This window comes from Halomonas sp. AOP25-F1-15 (genome assembly GCF_052378675.1).
Taxonomy (GTDB): Bacteria; Pseudomonadota; Gammaproteobacteria; order Pseudomonadales; family Halomonadaceae; genus Vreelandella; species Vreelandella casei.
The window spans coordinates 639,528-655,577 of sequence record NZ_JBQSXV010000001.1 but is presented as its reverse complement, the minus strand read 5'-3'; the positions used below and the strand labels follow the sequence as shown (position 1 = coordinate 655,577).

The 16,050-nt window shown below is 53.4% G+C and carries 12 protein-coding genes; 9 read left to right on the top strand and 3 right to left on the bottom strand.

Annotated features, from left to right (window positions below):
- Positions 1–51: 51 nt before the first annotated feature.
- Complete coding sequence (locus tag ACT3TF_RS02935) at positions 52–381, bottom strand: DUF1820 family protein (RefSeq protein WP_096279094.1); 330 nt, start codon at positions 379–381, stop codon at positions 52–54.
- Between the two features lie 191 nt (positions 382–572).
- Here ACT3TF_RS02935 and ACT3TF_RS02930 point away from each other — a divergent pair, with 191 nt between their 5' ends.
- The 3 genes from ACT3TF_RS02930 to ACT3TF_RS02920 are packed head-to-tail and all read left to right on the top strand — an operon-like array spanning position 573 to position 4,675.
- Positions 573–1,796: an ATP-grasp domain-containing protein gene (locus tag ACT3TF_RS02930; protein ID WP_096279092.1), complete on the top strand. Its 1,224-nt coding sequence runs from the start codon at positions 573–575 to the stop codon at positions 1,794–1,796.
- A gap of 30 nt (positions 1,797–1,826) precedes the next feature.
- Positions 1,827–3,875, top strand: coding sequence for a hypothetical protein (locus ACT3TF_RS02925; RefSeq protein WP_441684233.1), 2,049 nt, complete (start codon positions 1,827–1,829; stop codon positions 3,873–3,875).
- 41 nt (positions 3,876–3,916) lie between these two features.
- Positions 3,917–4,675 carry a TlyA family RNA methyltransferase gene (locus ACT3TF_RS02920; protein WP_096279088.1) on the top strand — a complete coding sequence of 253 codons (759 nt, stop codon included), beginning with the start codon at positions 3,917–3,919 and terminating at the stop codon, positions 4,673–4,675.
- Here the strand turns inward: ACT3TF_RS02920 and mscK are convergent.
- On the bottom strand, positions 4,672–8,034 hold the full coding sequence (gene mscK / locus ACT3TF_RS02915) for a mechanosensitive channel MscK (RefSeq protein ID WP_444671538.1): 3,363 nt from the start codon (positions 8,032–8,034) through the stop codon (positions 4,672–4,674). The genes ACT3TF_RS02920 and mscK overlap by 4 nt on opposite strands.
- 164 nt (positions 8,035–8,198) lie before the next feature.
- Between mscK and ACT3TF_RS02910 the strand changes: the two genes are divergently transcribed.
- The 4 genes from ACT3TF_RS02910 to ACT3TF_RS02895 all read left to right on the top strand — a co-directional run bounded on the left by ACT3TF_RS02910 (position 8,199) and on the right by ACT3TF_RS02895 (position 10,344).
- Complete coding sequence (locus tag ACT3TF_RS02910; RefSeq protein ID WP_441684237.1) at positions 8,199–9,242, top strand: phospholipase A; 1,044 nt, start codon at positions 8,199–8,201, stop codon at positions 9,240–9,242.
- Positions 9,243–9,321: 79 nt separating this feature from the next.
- Positions 9,322–9,654, top strand: a complete 333-nt coding sequence (locus ACT3TF_RS02905; RefSeq protein WP_096279081.1) for a DUF883 family protein — start codon at positions 9,322–9,324, stop codon at positions 9,652–9,654.
- Positions 9,654–10,058 (top strand): phage holin family protein, encoded by a 405-nt coding sequence (locus tag ACT3TF_RS02900; RefSeq protein ID WP_096279079.1) that lies wholly within the window; start codon positions 9,654–9,656, stop codon positions 10,056–10,058. The genes ACT3TF_RS02905 and ACT3TF_RS02900 overlap by 1 nt, the downstream gene beginning before the upstream one ends.
- Entirely contained in the window at positions 10,033–10,344 is a 312-nt protein-coding gene (locus ACT3TF_RS02895) for a YqjK family protein (protein WP_096279077.1), read from the top strand. The genes ACT3TF_RS02900 and ACT3TF_RS02895 overlap by 26 nt, the downstream gene beginning before the upstream one ends.
- 123 nt (positions 10,345–10,467) lie before the next feature.
- Here the strand turns inward: ACT3TF_RS02895 and ACT3TF_RS02890 are convergent, their stop codons facing one another.
- Positions 10,468–11,652 carry an NAD(P)/FAD-dependent oxidoreductase gene (locus tag ACT3TF_RS02890; protein WP_441684238.1) on the bottom strand — a complete coding sequence of 395 codons (1,185 nt, stop codon included), beginning with the start codon at positions 11,650–11,652 and terminating at the stop codon, positions 10,468–10,470.
- Between the two features lie 93 nt (positions 11,653–11,745).
- On the opposite strand from ACT3TF_RS02890, the gene ACT3TF_RS02885 reads away from it, so the two are divergent.
- Together ACT3TF_RS02885 and ACT3TF_RS02880 are read left to right on the top strand one after the other, a co-directional pair.
- The gene (locus ACT3TF_RS02885) at positions 11,746–12,828 is read left to right on the top strand and encodes an efflux RND transporter periplasmic adaptor subunit (RefSeq protein ID WP_444625357.1); all 1,083 of its coding nucleotides are present in this window, start codon (positions 11,746–11,748) and stop codon (positions 12,826–12,828) included.
- Positions 12,828–15,980 carry an efflux RND transporter permease subunit gene (locus ACT3TF_RS02880; protein WP_444671537.1) on the top strand — a complete coding sequence of 1,051 codons (3,153 nt, stop codon included), beginning with the start codon at positions 12,828–12,830 and terminating at the stop codon, positions 15,978–15,980. Before ACT3TF_RS02885 ends, ACT3TF_RS02880 begins: the two co-directional genes overlap by 1 nt.
- The last annotated feature ends 70 nt before the right edge of the window (positions 15,981–16,050 follow it).

The window sequence follows — 16,050 nt, the reverse complement described above, 5'->3', positions numbered from 1 at the left end:
GAAGCCAACAGCGCTTATCGCTTAACTTAGCGGTGCGCTTATCTTATACGCTTAACCTTCTCCGCGCGGTGGCAACGGAAAGGGACGGGGGAACTCTGCTACCCGCGCATCGGTTTTGACTGCTTTCAAAGGGCCTTCGCGCTCTACTTCATCGATGCGAACAATAGCATTCAACGGAAGATAACTTCGCTTAACGCCCTCGAAAGTTCGCTGTAGCTTCTCAGTCGTAGGATCAACCACTACACGGCTAGCATCGTCAAAGACAAACTCCTCGACTTCAATAAAGCCCCAGAGTTCGCTTTGAAAGATTTCTCTGACGTATAAATCCCATATTTCACCCTGCTGGTGAACCACTACACGGTAGATCGGCTTGGCCGCCATCTTGGCCTATTCCTCTTGCCACTTGTACATGAAGTTGAACCGCCTAGCTTACCATAGACACCCCTCTACGCCTTTAGCTATCCCAGCGTTAATGGTTTAGCGCGCCCCATTAGCCGAGCCTAGCTGCCTTCGTGTATGGTGATGCACGTAGTTTGGTAATTCTGTTCGTTAACCAAGTAGGAGCCATCAACATGCAAAAGGATCCAAATAAGGGCTATATCGCCCTGTTAGGCTGGAGCCTCAATGCGATTGAAGCGGCCGAAAATTTTGACCGTCGCTACATTGTCGTTGCACCTGATTGGGCTGAAGAGTATTGCCAACAACACAATATTCCCTACGTGCCCTGGAACTTTGAACGCCTCAATGATCGCTCCATTGAGATTGCCGAGACACTCAAAGAAAAAGGCGTTGATGTTGCCATTCCGCTCTACGAAGAAACCGTTGAGTGGGCGGGCGCTATCAACTCTTTGCTGCTTGATAATCCGCGCATTTACGGTCAGTCGCTACTGCTCCGCGATAAGGCACTCATGAAGCGCCGTGCACAGCTAGGCGGCATCCGCGTAGGTATCTTTGAAGAAGCCCACGACAAAGAAGACGTTGTGCGCTTTCTCAAGCGGGTTAACCAAACGCTGCTTAAGCTAGATGGTGACCCCAACGACCCGATTCACCTCAAGGCCTTTGATAAAGCGGGGTGCCTAGGCCACCGTGTTATTCGTACGCCGGATGAAGTAGATACCATCCCCGACGAAGAGTTCCCGGTGCTGATGGAATCACACCTGGACGGCTGGGAATTTGCTGTCGAAGCGTGGATTCATGATGGTAAAATCGCCTTCCTGAACATCTCTGAATACGTGACATTGGGCTATTCAGTGTTTGTGCCCGCGTCTCCAGAGCTTGAAAAATACCGAGAACAAATTACTCAACAAATCGAAAAGCTTATCAAAGCCTTTGATATTGAGTTTGGCTTGATCCATCCGGAATACTTTGTCACTAGCGACGGTGAAATGTACTTTGGCGAGGTTGCCTACCGTCCGCCGGGCTTCAAGGTATTTGAACTGCTTGAGCGGGTTTACGGCTTCAATGCCTATCAAGCCTCTATGCTGGTATTTGACCCGAAAAGCAGCAAAGAAGAAGTGGCAAACTTCTTCCCAAAAGAAGTGGTCGATGCCAATGGCTTTGCCGGTTGCTTTGGCGTTTACCCACGTCGCCGAGTGGTCAGCCGCCTGGAAATCCCGGAAGAAACGGAAGATCACCCGTACTTTGAGTCTCATGAGTTAACCTCACCGGTAGAAGAAACCGTGACCAAGCGCACCGCGTTTGGTACCCATTGGGGTCTGATCTACTTTAAAGGCGAGGACGCGCATACGATTCGCGATCTGCTAAAACGCCAAGAAGATCTCGACTTCTATGTATAATCCCTGCTAATGCTGGGATAAGGAGTCACCGTGAAGACAGATCAACTCGCGTCTTCTCAGGAAGATAGTAAGCTCAGTGCACTATTGAGCAAATTTGATGATGCTGTGCGCCTGCTTACGCAGGCGCCCGCGTTCTCAAAGCCCGCTAAGCTGCCGCGCGTACTCGACACTGCGCGGCGCGTGCTACTACAGGATGGCGGTTGTGATGCGCTAGAATCTCGCGCGAAAGCGTATGAGGATGCTGGCATATTCTTAGGCTCGGATTGGGAAACACCTCAATATTTAGTGCCTACGCTGACAACCTTCGCGCTAAAAAGCGCGGATGCCAATGTCCTCGTGATTGAGGCATTAAGCGAACTCAGGCTCCTCGCTGTGGCCAAGGGCGATGTCGAACATTCGCTCATTTCCAAAGAGAATGCCCACCATTATCTGACGCAAGTCATGGCCATCAATCTGTGGCTGCTTTTTTTGGCACCGAGCGAAGCGGAGCGCGAAACCCAAGGCCGGCTGGCCACTATTCCCCGCCAGCTTTTCCAGCATTTAGCCGACAGAATTGGCTACGAACACATCATTGATCAACTGATTGAAGAGATTTGGCGCATTTTGAAGCAGCGTCCGATCCAAGTTGATTCGATCAAACAGATGATTACCCAGATTGCACTGTGCCAGGCTAATCCTGCGATTGATCTTGGCATTAGCGGCCAAGGCGCCGATCGGCTGGTCAGTTCTCTCTATGGCACCACCCAAACCTGTCGCGAAGATCCCGGTGTCGACGTTTATCGCGAACGACTTGAACACATGGATCAAGCCGCTTTACAGGCTGAATCCACCGGCTTTGCCCGAGCGATGCATGATACCGGGCTAGTATCGCCTTACCATACCGTGCTGCTCAGACATTTGCTGGAAGAAGGCGACCACTTGCTTTCTGAAGCACTGGGCCTTTCATCTACCGGCCGCGACTGCCTGTTGTGTTACCGCGAACTGGTCCAGGCGCTGATTCGTGGCGGCGTTTATCCTGCTACGGCGCAGGCGGTCTATGGGCTTGCGTTAATGTTGGAGCGAGGCATTCTTTACCAGCCGCCGGTCGCGCCAGCAATGTGGCGCCAGCTGAACTTGCCGCTATCTGAGTGGGCGCAGTCTCGGCTTAACATCGCTTACGGCGACAGCGTTTCTCCTCGAGCGCGTCTCATTGAAGGCGTGCTGTGCATGCTGGGATTGCCGCTGGGGGTTGGCCAGGGTAATAACCCCACCTGCCAATCTGCCCGCGCACTTTCGATGTGGGCCTATAACGACCCCGACTATTTGCTACAGATGGTGGCGTGGGCAGCACGCGATGACGAAATCATTATGCATTTTGAGGGGCAGGCCATCTCATCAATGGAAAGCCTGTCTGGCGTTGCCACTGAGCTACCGATGGATCTCGATCCGGTGTCGCTGATTGTGGTGCCCCACCTGGATCGCATCTATGCAGAAATGGGTCGTCGTTGCATTGGCCGAGAAGGCGACCCTCACCGCTGGGTAAACCCTGAGTTCCACGGCTGGTGGTCGGGGCGTGGTTTTCGTATTAATGTCGATGTAGCGACGGGCCAGCTAATCGATGTGGATGATTTCGTGCGCCATTTCTACGCCTGCTATCATCCTTATTACAATGGCAATCAGCCGCTGATTCATCCGCAGCCTGCGGGTATTGCCATTACCGATAGCGCAGCGCGCTTCATCGGCTGGCATGCGATTACTATATTGCGTGCGTCTCTCGATCCTTCAGACGTCATGCGGATTTATTTCTATAACCCCAACAATGACAGTGGGCAGGACTGGGGTGACGGCGTTCTCGTCAGTACGTCTGGCAACGGTGAGCGCTTTGGCGAAGCATCGCTACCTTTTGAGCGCTTCGTCTCGCGGCTGTATATTTATCACTATGATCCTCTAGAGCGTGGTGAAATAGTCTCTGTGACGAGCGAGGAGCTTGAAAGCGTCAAACACTACCTACACCGTAGCTGGGGCGCTGCGCGCTTGCCGCCTACCGAACTCCAGGCAGACGCTGGACCAAATGCATCTTTAGCCCCCAATGCACCCTAGGCATGGGATAACCGAGCCGCTTAACGACACCCCATATACTCATGATACGACTTGATCAACTGTTGGTCAGCCTAGGGCTGGCCAACTCACGTACGCGCGCCCAACGACTTATTCGCCATGGCCGGGTCAGCCTAGCTAACAGTGGCAGAGTACTCACTAAAGTGTCTGAAAAATGGCCCGACACTACTCGCTTTATCGTTGAAGATGACCCCGAGGAGCGCTACGTATCCCGCGCAGGCTTGAAACTGGAAGGAGTGCTTACAGCGCTTGGCCTTCGCTTTGACGGCTGCGTTGTTTTGGATATTGGCCAGTCAACCGGTGGCTTTACTGACTGTGCGCTACGGTTCGGTGCTCGCCATGTCATTGGCGTGGAGGTCGGCCATGGCCAGCTTGCAGAACAGCTGCGTACTGATCCACGCGTTACCTGTCTGGAAGGCCTCAACGCACGGCACATGAGCAGCGCAACGCCGCTCATTCACGTTCTTGCGGACCAGCCAATACACGTTGCCATAATGGATGTTTCGTTCATATCCCAAACGCTAATTTTGCCCGAGGTTGCCGCGCTATTACCGCCTGACGGGCAGTTAATCTCACTGGTTAAGCCGCAGTTTGAGTTAAGCCCCGGCGCGTTGGACAAACGCGGCGTAGTGCGCGATGCGACACTTTTTGCCGATGTAGAGGCTAGCATTCGAAGCGCTTGTCACGACTGCGGGCTCACCATACGCCACTGGCAGGAGAGCCCTATCACCGGCAGCGACGGCAATCGCGAGTTTCTTTTACATGCAGCGACAGAAGCTTAGCTTGGATCAGGGCGTAGCACGTTTGAGGACGGCCGCGCTGCAGACTGTACCTTAACCGCATCGCCCTGATCTCGGTGTAACCATACATCCATCTGCTCAAACGCTACGCGAACATTCTCTTCACGGAATAGCTCATCTACCCGGCAGTTGACTTCATCGGCGGCAAACAGGCGGTCGACCAAGTCATTAACAAAAATACGCAGCTCAAAATTAAGGCTGTGCTGCCCGTAGTTTAAGCAAAACACCTGAGGCTCCGGGTCGGTTAACACTCGGTGGTTTTCATCGGCAGCCTGGCGCAGTAGTTGGTGCACCTTGGGCATATCCGAGCCGTGAGCCACGCCATAGGTGAGCACCACGCGCGTCACGTTATCCGACAACGACCAGTTAATCAGCTGGTCGGTTACAAATGTCTTATTGGGAATAATGATCTCTTTGCGATCAAAATCGGTAACCGTGGTCGCACGGATACGAATACGGCTGACAGTCCCATGTAGATTACCTATCGTGATGGTGTCGCCTATCCGTATTGGGCGCTCAAACAAAATGATAAGCCCAGAAATAAAGTTGGCGAAAATCTCCTGCAGGCCAAAGCCTAACCCCACACTCAATGCTGCCACGAGCCACTGCAGTTTATCCCAAGACACGCCGAGCGTGGCCAGCCCCATCACCACCCCAGTGCCCACAATGGTATAAGAGAGCAGCGAGCTAATTGCATAGGCGCTGCCCTGTTTCAACGACAGCCTGGATAGCACCATCACTTCCAGCAGACCGGGCAGGTTACGCGCCATAATAAAGGTAATAGCGACGACCAGCAGCGCAGTAAAGACGTCGGAGATTGACAGTACGCTGTCGACTAAATCACCCTCTTGAGACTCCCAAAGCGATACATGGTCTAAATAGCCAAGCACTGACAATAAATCTGCCCACACTAAATAGAGCAGCGCGCTGAAGCCAATCAGTACAATCAACTTAGAAAGCCGTAAGGATTGGCTGTTAATTTGCTCCATATCGAGCGGCGGCTCTTCGACTACCTCCAGCCCGCCTTCCGCACCCTCCTGCACCTGAGCACGACGGCGAGCCAACGCACGGCGATACGCGAGGCGTCGAGCAGCTACGGCCAAGCTTCTCACCAGCGTCGCTTCCACCACCACCCACAACCCCAGCAGATAAAGCGTAATGGCAAACCTGCCCACTAAGCGCAGCGCGGTATATTCGTACCCCCACACCACAAGGCCAAGCAGCATCAGCGGAACCGCTGCCATAGCAAGCCCCAGCAATAAGCGAAACAGCCGCACACCAAATACAGGGATATGCGCCAGAATTAACTGCGCTAGCCACCAGCTCATGGCTAATAAACCAAACGACAATAGCGCAAAAGCGACGGGGCGCAGTGCTAGCGGCGTTTCCATTTCATCCGACATCGTCGCAATCGCAATGACCGGCACCAGGGCAACGCCGAATCCTCCCAGAAGTTGACGCAACCGTGCGGTATATTGCGGCGACCAGGTAAAGTGGCGCTCTGCGACTCCATCCGCGACCAGCAGCCTGCGCACCCATGCCACCACGCCCCAACTTAAGGCCAACTGAAGCAACCCTGGCGCAACGCTAGTGGCTAAAGGCCCAGCCACTTCAAGCAGCCCAATGCCAATGCCGGCTAGCGCGAGCGGGCCCGGAAGAGCCAGCAGTGCATTAAACAGCACTGCTTTGGGAGTATGTAGCTGAGTGTCGCTTTTCAGCCGACCAATTTGCGAATGTATGTCGGCCAGGCGCGTTTTGATTTTGCGCCGCAAGCCCATTAGTACGATGCCAAGTAAGAAAATCGGCGCTCCCTTTAATACTTCCCAAGAAAGTCCCTGCCAGCGGGTAGGCAAAATAGCGCGCCACTCTCCTTCACTCCACTCTAACAACAAATTGTGAGGCAATTGCCGCAGCCAGCCAAAGTCCAGCGGGCGGCTATTGGCGACCCAGAAAAGCTGCTCATCAATCGTTTCGCGCAGCTCGCTGGTGGTAATAAGCAACTGCTGCTGATTCAGTTGAAGCTCAATCGCCGCGCTTAACAGGCTTCCATAGGATTGCTCTAACTGTTCAACCAGCTCACGGCGCGACTGATACAGTCGAGAAAGTGAGTCTACCAGCCCCGGGGTTGCCTCTATGCCCGCCTCTTCTAAGCGCATCTCGGCAAACTGTGCGCTCTGACGAAGCTGGTCTCGCTGACGTACCAAATCAAACTGCTTTAAACGTAGGTCCGCTATTTCATCCTGCAAGTCTCTCCGCACTGATAGCGGCGGTAGCGACTGGCGCTGTTCGCGCAGAATACGCGACAGCAGCTGACTACCGCGTATCGCATCAATCTGCTCATTGAGGCTGCGCTGCAGCTGTCGCACATGCTCTAGCTGGCGCTGGGCTTCTATGTTTTCGCGCACAATGCTGTTAGCACGATCCGTTGCGCGCAATAACTCTTGGCTTAAAGTTTGATTGGTTTGCTGTACTTGCAGCACCACTGGATGCCCGGCGGCAATTAACGGGTCATCTCGCGCGGCGTCAGCGATGGCCTGCTCAGAGGCCAGGCGTCGCTGCTGATCTATCACACCTTGCAGCATGCCCAACTGCTGTTCTTGGTAATCGATCTGCAGCATCAGTACATCGCGGCGCTGTTGAGCTAGCTCACGTAGCCGGCTATTAGCGCTTAGCTCTCGCTGATTAAAACTCACTTCACGATCGGCCAGTATTCGCTCAAGGCGCAGCTGAATCAGGGCCGCATCATTCAGTGCGGAAAGCTGTCGATCTGCTAACAAAGCCTCGCGCTCATCGTGCTGTCGGCGTAAACTCTCGGCGCGCTGAAGCGTTTCAGCAATATTTTGCTGAGCGCGCTCTGGGAGCGTCTGGGCAGCAAGTAGCTGTGAGTTCACTTCGGCTAACTGGCTTTGCAGTTGCTGAAGCTTGACCACTGCCTGCGTTTGCATTGTTTCTAGCTCATCTAGCGGCCGATCGCTTAAATTAGCCACTGAAAGCTGCTGCGAAGCTTCTTGAGCATCGCTTAAATCACGCTGTAAACTTGCCAGCAGCTCTGGGGCCTGCTCAACACGGGAGTCTAAGGCATTCAATCGCTCATCGACGGACACCAGCCTTTCGTACGCATCTAGTGCCGCCTCTAAGGCTTTTTTATCGCTGGCCTGCTGCTTCGTTAACGCTCCTTCATTTGATTCTAATTGAGCGAGCCTTGATGCCAATTCAGCTTGTTCGGGCACGCCATCCAGCGCATCGGCCTGAAGCGAGGCATAAGCTTGAGAAATAGCAGTGCTGCTGATGGCCAGCAGAAACAAACACGTTACTAACCATTTACCGGCGTATCTAACCACGTTACTTATGCCTCGTTGACATCGAAAGCTCCGCAAACACGGATAATTGCCCCATTGTCAGACGTTCTGATAGCTAGCGCAATCAGAGGTATTGACTTCACGATGTAGCGTGATAGAAACAACCTTGGCATTTGCCTCTTTTAATCATTTTGCGAGCCACCTTGATGGTCATCCGAAAACGGTCGTTGCGAAAACTTATTACGCTGCTCAGCCTCGCCACTGCTGTGAGCGCCGCGAGTGCAAATGCCTTTGCTGACTCACAGGCAGAAATTGAGGCGCGTATTAATGCCCTCAATACCGAGCTTTATGAGCTTCGTCAGCAGCTTCAGCAAGTAACAAGCCCCGAAGACGCAGCGCTTGGCTTACCGGTGGAGCCGCTGCCGCAGGAAGTGGCGCTGGAAGACTTAAGCGAGCGCCGTCTGCTTGAACAGGAATCGAGCCAAAACCCATTTTCGATCACAACGCACCGTACGAATTATCTGTTCCCGGTCAGCTATAACGCCAACCAGAACCGCGAAAATTTTCGCAATATTACTGAAGATGCTTCAGTGGATAGCGTGGAATTGAAATTCCAATTCAGCGCCAAGGTTAATCTCGCCGAGCAGGTATTTGGTAATTATGGTGATGTCTTTTTTGGCTACACTCAGCGCAGCTGGTGGCAGGCCTACAACACAGATGCCTCATCGCCCTTTCGGGAAACTAACTATGAGCCTGAAATATTCATCGACTTTAATAATGCCTGGAGTGCACTTGGTTGGGTGAACACCCTCAACCGCGTATCGTTTAACCATCAGTCTAATGGCCGCTCAGACCCGCTGTCCCGTAGCTGGAACCGGGTCTATCTGGAAAGCACCTTTCAGCGCGGTGACTGGGCCTTCACCGTGGCGCCGCACTGGCGGGTACCGGAGTCGCAAGAAGATGACGACAACCCGGACATCGAACGTTTTATGGGTTACGGCGACATCCGCCTAGCGAAACGTCTTAATAATAACCATGAAATGAGCGGCCTGCTGCGCGGCAATCCAAGCGCAGGCAACTATGGCACCCAAATTGATTATAGCTGGCCAGCGTTTAATACGCTGAGGGCGCATGTGCAGTATTACTACGGCTATGGTGAAAGCCTGATAGATTATGACAATCGCGTTCATCGCCTGAGTATTGGTTTTAGCTTAAATCCATTATTTAGTGCGACAGGGCTGAACCGATAGCAGCATTTACTTGTCTCTTACGATGTGGCTGCTATGCTTACAGCAGCCTTAATCATTCACTCGTCAAAGGAAAGACACCATGGCTAAACGTCAACTCCCCTTCTCTTCTCAGTCAGATCAACTTAAAGATGACCTGCGTCATTTGAGTGAAACGGTTGAAGAACTTATGAACGCGACGGCAAAGGACGCTAGCGGTGAGATGAACGACCTTCGCTCGCGTGCCGAGCGCCGCCTTAAAGATACTCGCGCTCGTTTGGAAGAACGCGGTGAGCGTATCTATGATGAAGCGCGTGATTCACTGAACCACCAAGCTGATGCTTGCGACCGTTACGTCCATGACAATCCTTGGACAAGCATTGGTATTGGCGCAGCGGCAGGCCTAGTTGTGGGTATGCTGCTCGGTCGTCGCTAATGGCCTTGGGTCCTACCCAACGCGTCTTCTCTGCCGCCAAACGCTTGCTGAACTCGCTGATTGCTAATAGCGAAACCCGCCTGCGTTTGGCGGTACTTGAATTAGAAGAAGAGCGTGCTCGCCTAGCAGTTCTGCTTCTTTTGGCAGGGGCAAGCTTGGTTCTGCTGTTATTAGGCATTGCCACCCTGACCGCACTGGTAGTCGTGCTATTTTGGGATACCTACCGCTTAACGGCTATTGCCGTTAGTGCCGCCGTTTTGATAGGCGCCAGCGTGCTATTTGCTGTTATTGCGATTCGCCAATCGAAGCGCCACTCGCTCTTGAAAGAAACGCTTAAACAGCTTACGGCTGATAGAGCATTGCTTGAGGAGCATGAGGATGAAACCATCCGCAAAAACAGCTAAGCCGTTAGTTCAGCCTTTAAGCCGCTCTCAGCGCAAGGCACAGCTACTTGCTGAGCTGGAACAACAGCGTGTGGACATCTTGATAGAAAGTGCATTTTTACAGCAGGCAACGTCACCGCTAGATAAAAGCTGGAAAAGCTTCAAACTTCCGCTTTATTTCATTGGTGGCGTTGCTGCGCTGAAGCTGGTACGCCACCCAGGGGGCGCTATGGCAGCAGGCAGGAAAGCGCTTGCGGGCTATATGCTCTTCAAAAAACTTAAACTATTAGCCAAAGTGGCGACTTAAAACGATAGCGAGCAGTTGATCGGCGTGAACCGCTGCCAATGCCTCGTGAATTGAATGAAAAACGAGGCCTTGGCACCGATTTTTATCATGCCATGGCTTTGGCGCAGTTAGTCTAGTCAGGTCCTAGCAAGATTGCCCACAGGCTACCCCACTGGCCCACGCCCACTGAAAGTTGTACCCCCCCAGTTCGCCCGTTACATCCAAAACTTCACCGATAAAACGCAGTTGAGGCAAGTCCTTAACTTCAAAGGTCTTTGACGACAGCTGATCGGTATTAATCCCCCCCATTGTCACCTCTGCAGTGCGCCACCCTTCGGTGCCAGATGGCTTTAGTTGCCAGGCATTTAACCTTTGCGCCCACGTATCCAAGGCCTGATTAGAATAGTGAGCCAAGGGCCGTGCAGCATCATCCTCGGGATACCACTCTAATAGTGCTTGGGCCAAGCGCTTAGGAAAGCGTTCGCCCAGCCATGTGGAAAGCTGACGTTTGGGCATATGCTGACGAGCATCACGCAGGGCACTAGCCGCATTTTCACTCGGGAGTAAATTAATACTGATGCCTTGCCCCGGCTGCCAAACACTGGATATCTGTAGTATGCCGGGGCCGGATAAGCCGCGGTGGGTAAATAACATGGGTTCTACAAAACAGCGATCACCGGCACTTACTGCCACCGATGCACTGACGCCTGAGAGCTGAGCCGCGCGGTCTTTCCATGTATCGCTGAGCGTAAAAGGCACTAGCCCAGGCCGCGTCGCTAAAACCTCTAAACCAAACTGGCGAGCTAAGTCATAGCCAAAGCCTGTCGCGCCCATGGTTGGAATCGAAAGCCCTCCGGTTGCCACCACTACCACGCCAGCATCAATCGCTCCCGCCGACGTGCTAAGCCGCATAGCGTCGCCTTTTCGCTCTACGGCGCTGATTTGAGTACTCAGCTGGATATCAACCCCTGCCCATTCGCACTCGGTTATCAGCGTGCGCACTATTTCTTTAGCCGAGACTGCGCAAAATAACTGGCCTGGTGTTTTCTCGACGTACTCCACTCCGTGTCGTTCTATCAACTCAACAAAGTGCTCAGGACGGTAACGTTGAAGCGCCGAAATGCAAAAGTATGGATTTAACGAGTAAAAGTGCTGTGGCGTAGTGCCAAGATTGGTAAAGTTGCAACGGCCGCCGCCGGACATCAAAATCTTTTTGCCCGCTTTATTCGCATGATCTAGTACTAAGGTACGTTTGCCGGCATAGCCCGCTTGAGCAGCACACATCAATCCAGCCGCTCCAGCACCGATAACGACAACGTCATAAATCATAAGAAACTGCTCATAAAAGGGCCACTTACTCTGTACAAACAAACATTCTAACAGGGTCAGGCCTTAAAATTATCGACTAACACTGAGATAACTATGCATTTTCCCTTTCGCCGACGGCTATTTTCGCGACTCATCCTAGTTACTCTCACTCTGTTGCTATCCAGTCTAACGTTTGCTCAATTACCGCCCTCAGTCATCGGCACGCGTGCGGTTATGACCACATGGTCTGATCCTTTAGAGGCGCTAGGAACGCTCAGTGCGGAGGAAAGCGTCGTGCTATCCACCACGGTGACTGAGATAGTGGCCCAGATCAATTTTGAAGACGGTGAGCAGGTTGAAGAGGGGCAGCTACTCATCCGCTTAGATGATACAGAAGAACAGGCTCAACTAAGATCCTCTCAGGCGTTGCGCGATGAAAGACGTAATGCCTCGAACCGCGCCTCTCAATTACAAGAACGTAACCTAGCAGCCAGAGCCGACGTTGAAGATAGCCAATCGCGGCTGCGCCAAGCAGAAGCCGATATTCAAGCCATAGAAGCCCGGCTGGCAAATTACCGGCTGCGCGCGCCCTTCAGCGGCCGCGTTGGATTTCGCAATATCAGCATCGGCGCGCTGGTAACACCAGGAATGGATTTGGTGACGCTCGATAAACTGGATGTAATGAAGCTCGACTTCAGTGTCCCAGAAGTGTTTCTTGGCCGAATCTCATCAGGCCTAATGCTACATACCGCTACCGCCACGTACCCTGACGACATCTTTAACGGTCAAATCGCCACTATTGGTACGCGCGTGGACCCGGTTACGCGTAGCGTTAATGTGCGCGCAGTACTCGACAATACCGATGGCCGGCTACGGCCGGGGATGTTAATGCAAGTCATTGTTCAGCAGCGGGTTCGCGACGCGGTAGTGATTCCTGAAGCCGCCATTGAGCCCAGCGGTGACCGACACTCAATCATGCTTATCGAGCAAAGCGAAGATAGCACGCGCCTCGCCAAGCGGATTGTTTCGATTGGCGAGAGACGCTATGGCGAAGTTGAAATTTTGGAAGGGTTAGCCGCCGGCGAACTCGTTGTGGTTCACGGACTGCAGTTGGCCCGCGATGGCCAGGAGGCACGTCTGCTTGGTATCGCTGACGACGAAACCAGCATTCGAGCGCTGCTAGAGGCCGACCGTTAATGCGATTATCGGATATTTCTGTTCAGCGTCCGGTACTGGCGATGGTGATCGCGGCACTCATTATTGCCTTTGGCTTAATGGCGCTTAACCGCCTACCGCTACAAGAATATCCGACCATTGATCCACCCGTGGTCACGATTGACACCCGCTACCCTGGCGCGTCCGCAAGCGTCGTTGAAACGCGCATTACCCAGGTGCTTGAAGACCGCATTGCCGGCGTGGAAGGCATTGATCTAATTACCTCACAAAGCGAGGATGGCCGCTCTCGGATTGAAATAGAATTCTCGTTAGACATGGATATCGATGCCGCCGCCAATGATATCCGCGACCGCATTTCCGGGGCGCTGCGCAACCTGCCCGATGACGCTGACAACCCTGAAGTCACCAAAGCCGACAGCAGCGAAGAAATCGTTGTGTGGATGAGCCTTTCTGGCGAAGACTACTCCATTACCGAGCTGACCGACTATGCGAACCGCTTCTTGGTCGATAGCCTTTCTGTGCAGCCAGGCGTGGCACGCGTTCGTGTCGGTGGCGGCAGCGACTACGCCATGCGCGTGTGGGTTAATCGCAATGCGCTGGCCGCGCGTGGATTAACGGTCAGTGATATTGAAGATTCACTACGGGCAGAAAATGTCGAACTGCCGGCGGGCTCGATTGAATCACAGGATCGTCAGTTTATTGTTCGCCTTCCACGCAGCTTTGCAAGTGCCGAAGACTTTCAGCGCCTCGCGCTCAATCAAGGTGACAATGGCTATCTTGTGCGCCTTGCTGACGTTGCCCGCGTTGAAGTTGGCGCCGTTGAAGACCGTACAGTATTCCGCTCCAACGGAGTCCCCATGGTAGGTCTTGGCATGATCATGCAATCGACAGCCAACGTCATTGAGCTATCTGATGCGGTAAAAATAGAGCTTGAACGCCTGCAAGGCACTCTGCCAGAAGGAATGTCGCTGAGTTTAGATTACGACGCTTCGCTGTTCGTCTCCGGTGCCATCGACCAGGTTGTCATGACGCTCTTTATAGCCATGGCCCTAGTTGTGGTCGTGATTTTTCTTTTTTTAGGTAATCTACGCACGACATTGGTGCCCGCCGTCACCGTACCTATTGCGGTTATTGGTGCGTTTACCGCCCTTGCCGCGATGAACTTCTCGATCAATCTACTCACCCTGCTTGCCCTGGTGCTGGCGATTGGCCTGATTGTGGATGATGCCATCGTGGTGCTTGAGAACATCAATCGTCGTATGCACGACTACGGTGAAACGCCCCTCGTCGCGGCCTTTCGCGGCACTCGGCAAATTGCCTTTGCGGTGATTGCCACCACTCTCGTGCTCGTCGCCGTTTTCGTTCCACTCAGCATGTTGCAAGGTGATATCGGGCGACTGTTTTCCGAATTTGCGCTGACCATGGCCGCGGCCGTCGTTATCTCAACGTTATTAGCGCTGACGCTAACGCCAATGATGGCTTCAAAGATTCTTAAGCCCGGCATGCACGATAGCCGTATTGGTAAGTCGGTACAGTGGCTGCTTAACGGCACGCAGCGCCGCTATCAAACATCCTTAGAGTGGATGCTTAGGATGCGCTGGCTGGTCGTGGCTATGTTTATCCTGCTGATTGCCGCCACCGCTTGGCTCGCCACGGCGCTGCCGAATGAATACACGCCACAGGAAGATCGCGGCAACTTCATCGTCTTAGTCAACGGGCCAGAAGGCGCTACCTTCAGCTACATGATGGATTACATGGACGAAATCGAGGCGCGTTTGGCCCCGCTGGTAGCCAGTGGTGAACTGGAGCGCGTGGTAGTTCGTGCCCCACGCGGCTACGGCAATATTGAGAACTTCAATAGCGGCTTTATTATTGTCAACATGGCCGACTGGGGAAGTCGCCGCAGTGCGTGGGAAATTATGGCCGAGGTGCGCCAAACCCTCAGCACGCTGCCGGGCGTACAGGCCTTCCCAGTCATGCGCCAAGGCTTTGGGCAGCGCACTCAAAAACCGGTGCAGTTTGTGCTGGGAGGCGGTACTTACGAACAGCTTGCCCGCTGGCGCGATACGCTGATCAACCACGTGCGTGAAAACAATCCGAACTTAATGGCGCTAGAGAGCAATTACAACGAAACACAGCCTCAGCTGCGCGTGGATATTAATTACCAGCGAGCCGCTGCGCTAGGCGTAACGGTCACTGAAATAGGCCGAACGCTAGAAGTATTGTTGGGTGGGCGCAATGTCACACGCTACGTTGACAATGGTGAAGAGTACGATGTGATCTTAGAGGGTGATCGCAGCAGCCAAAACAGCCCACGCGCGCTGGACAACATTCAGGTGCGCTCGGCACGCACAGGCGCACTCATCCCGCTGGCCAGCCTTGTCACGCTCTCTGACTTTGCGGGCGCCAGCACGTTGAATCGCTTTGACCGCATTAGATCAATCACCATTGAAGCCAACCTAGCCGACGGGTATCCCCTGGGTGAAGCGTTAGCGTACCTGGAAGAAAGCGCTGCTGAGCTGCTGCCAGTCGAGGCGCAAACTAATGTGGCAGGCGCCTCACGCGACTTCCAACAGGCCAGTGGCGCCACTGCCTTCCTGTTGATACTCGGTGCGCTGGTGGTCTTTTTAGTGCTAGCGGCGCAGTTTGAAAGCCTTATTCACCCCTTTGTAATCATGCTCACGGTGCCATTAGCCATGAGTGGCGCTTTGCTTGCCCTACTGCTAAGCGGGCAGTCGTTGAATATTTACAGCCAGGTGGGGCTAGTACTACTGATTGGTTTGGCAGCTAAGAACGGTATTTTAATTGTCGAGTTTGCCAACCAGCTGCGCGATGAAGGCCATGCGTTTAGAGCGGCGTTAATTGAAGCTTCCGTGACGCGCCTGAGGCCTATTTTGATGACCGCGGTGACTACAATGGCCGGCGCTATTCCGCTGATAATTTCAACCGGGCCGGGCGCAGAATCGCGCCTTGTTATTGGCACCGTGATCATGGCCGGCGTGGGCTCTGCTACGCTGTTTACACTCTTTGTCGTTCCCGTAGCTTATGACCTGCTGGCACGCTATACAGGCTCACCTGGGGCAGTCAAACGCCAGCTCGAGGATGAGATCGCCGGCGCATCGAACACCCTGAACTCAACCAGCCAGTTACAAAGCGAGCCGCCGGAGCGTTAACAGGCGTCGAAAAAAGGGCGTCCCTTAACGGAACGCCCTTAATGCTAAGCACTTCAAGACTGAGGCACTT

Bases quoted from the DNA above. Each gene is read 5' to 3' on its own strand.
- ACT3TF_RS02935 (WP_096279094.1), bottom strand. From the start codon at position 381: ATGGCGGCCAAGCCGATCTACCGTGTAGTGGTTCACCAGCAGGGTGAA.
- ACT3TF_RS02930 (WP_096279092.1), top strand. From the start codon at position 573: ATGCAAAAGGATCCAAATAAGGGCTATATCGCCCTGTTAGGCTGGAGC.
- ACT3TF_RS02920 (WP_096279088.1), top strand. From the start codon at position 3,917: ATGATACGACTTGATCAACTGTTGGTCAGCCTAGGGCTGGCCAACTCA.
- ACT3TF_RS02910 (WP_441684237.1), top strand. From the start codon at position 8,199: ATGGTCATCCGAAAACGGTCGTTGCGAAAACTTATTACGCTGCTCAGC.
- ACT3TF_RS02905 (WP_096279081.1), top strand. From the start codon at position 9,322: ATGGCTAAACGTCAACTCCCCTTCTCTTCTCAGTCAGATCAACTTAAA.
- ACT3TF_RS02900 (WP_096279079.1), top strand. From the start codon at position 9,654: ATGGCCTTGGGTCCTACCCAACGCGTCTTCTCTGCCGCCAAACGCTTG.
- ACT3TF_RS02895 (WP_096279077.1), top strand. From the start codon at position 10,033: ATGAAACCATCCGCAAAAACAGCTAAGCCGTTAGTTCAGCCTTTAAGC.
- ACT3TF_RS02890 (WP_441684238.1), bottom strand. From the start codon at position 11,652: ATGATTTATGACGTTGTCGTTATCGGTGCTGGAGCGGCTGGATTGATG.
- ACT3TF_RS02885 (WP_444625357.1), top strand. From the start codon at position 11,746: ATGCATTTTCCCTTTCGCCGACGGCTATTTTCGCGACTCATCCTAGTT.
- ACT3TF_RS02880 (WP_444671537.1), top strand. From the start codon at position 12,828: ATGCGATTATCGGATATTTCTGTTCAGCGTCCGGTACTGGCGATGGTG.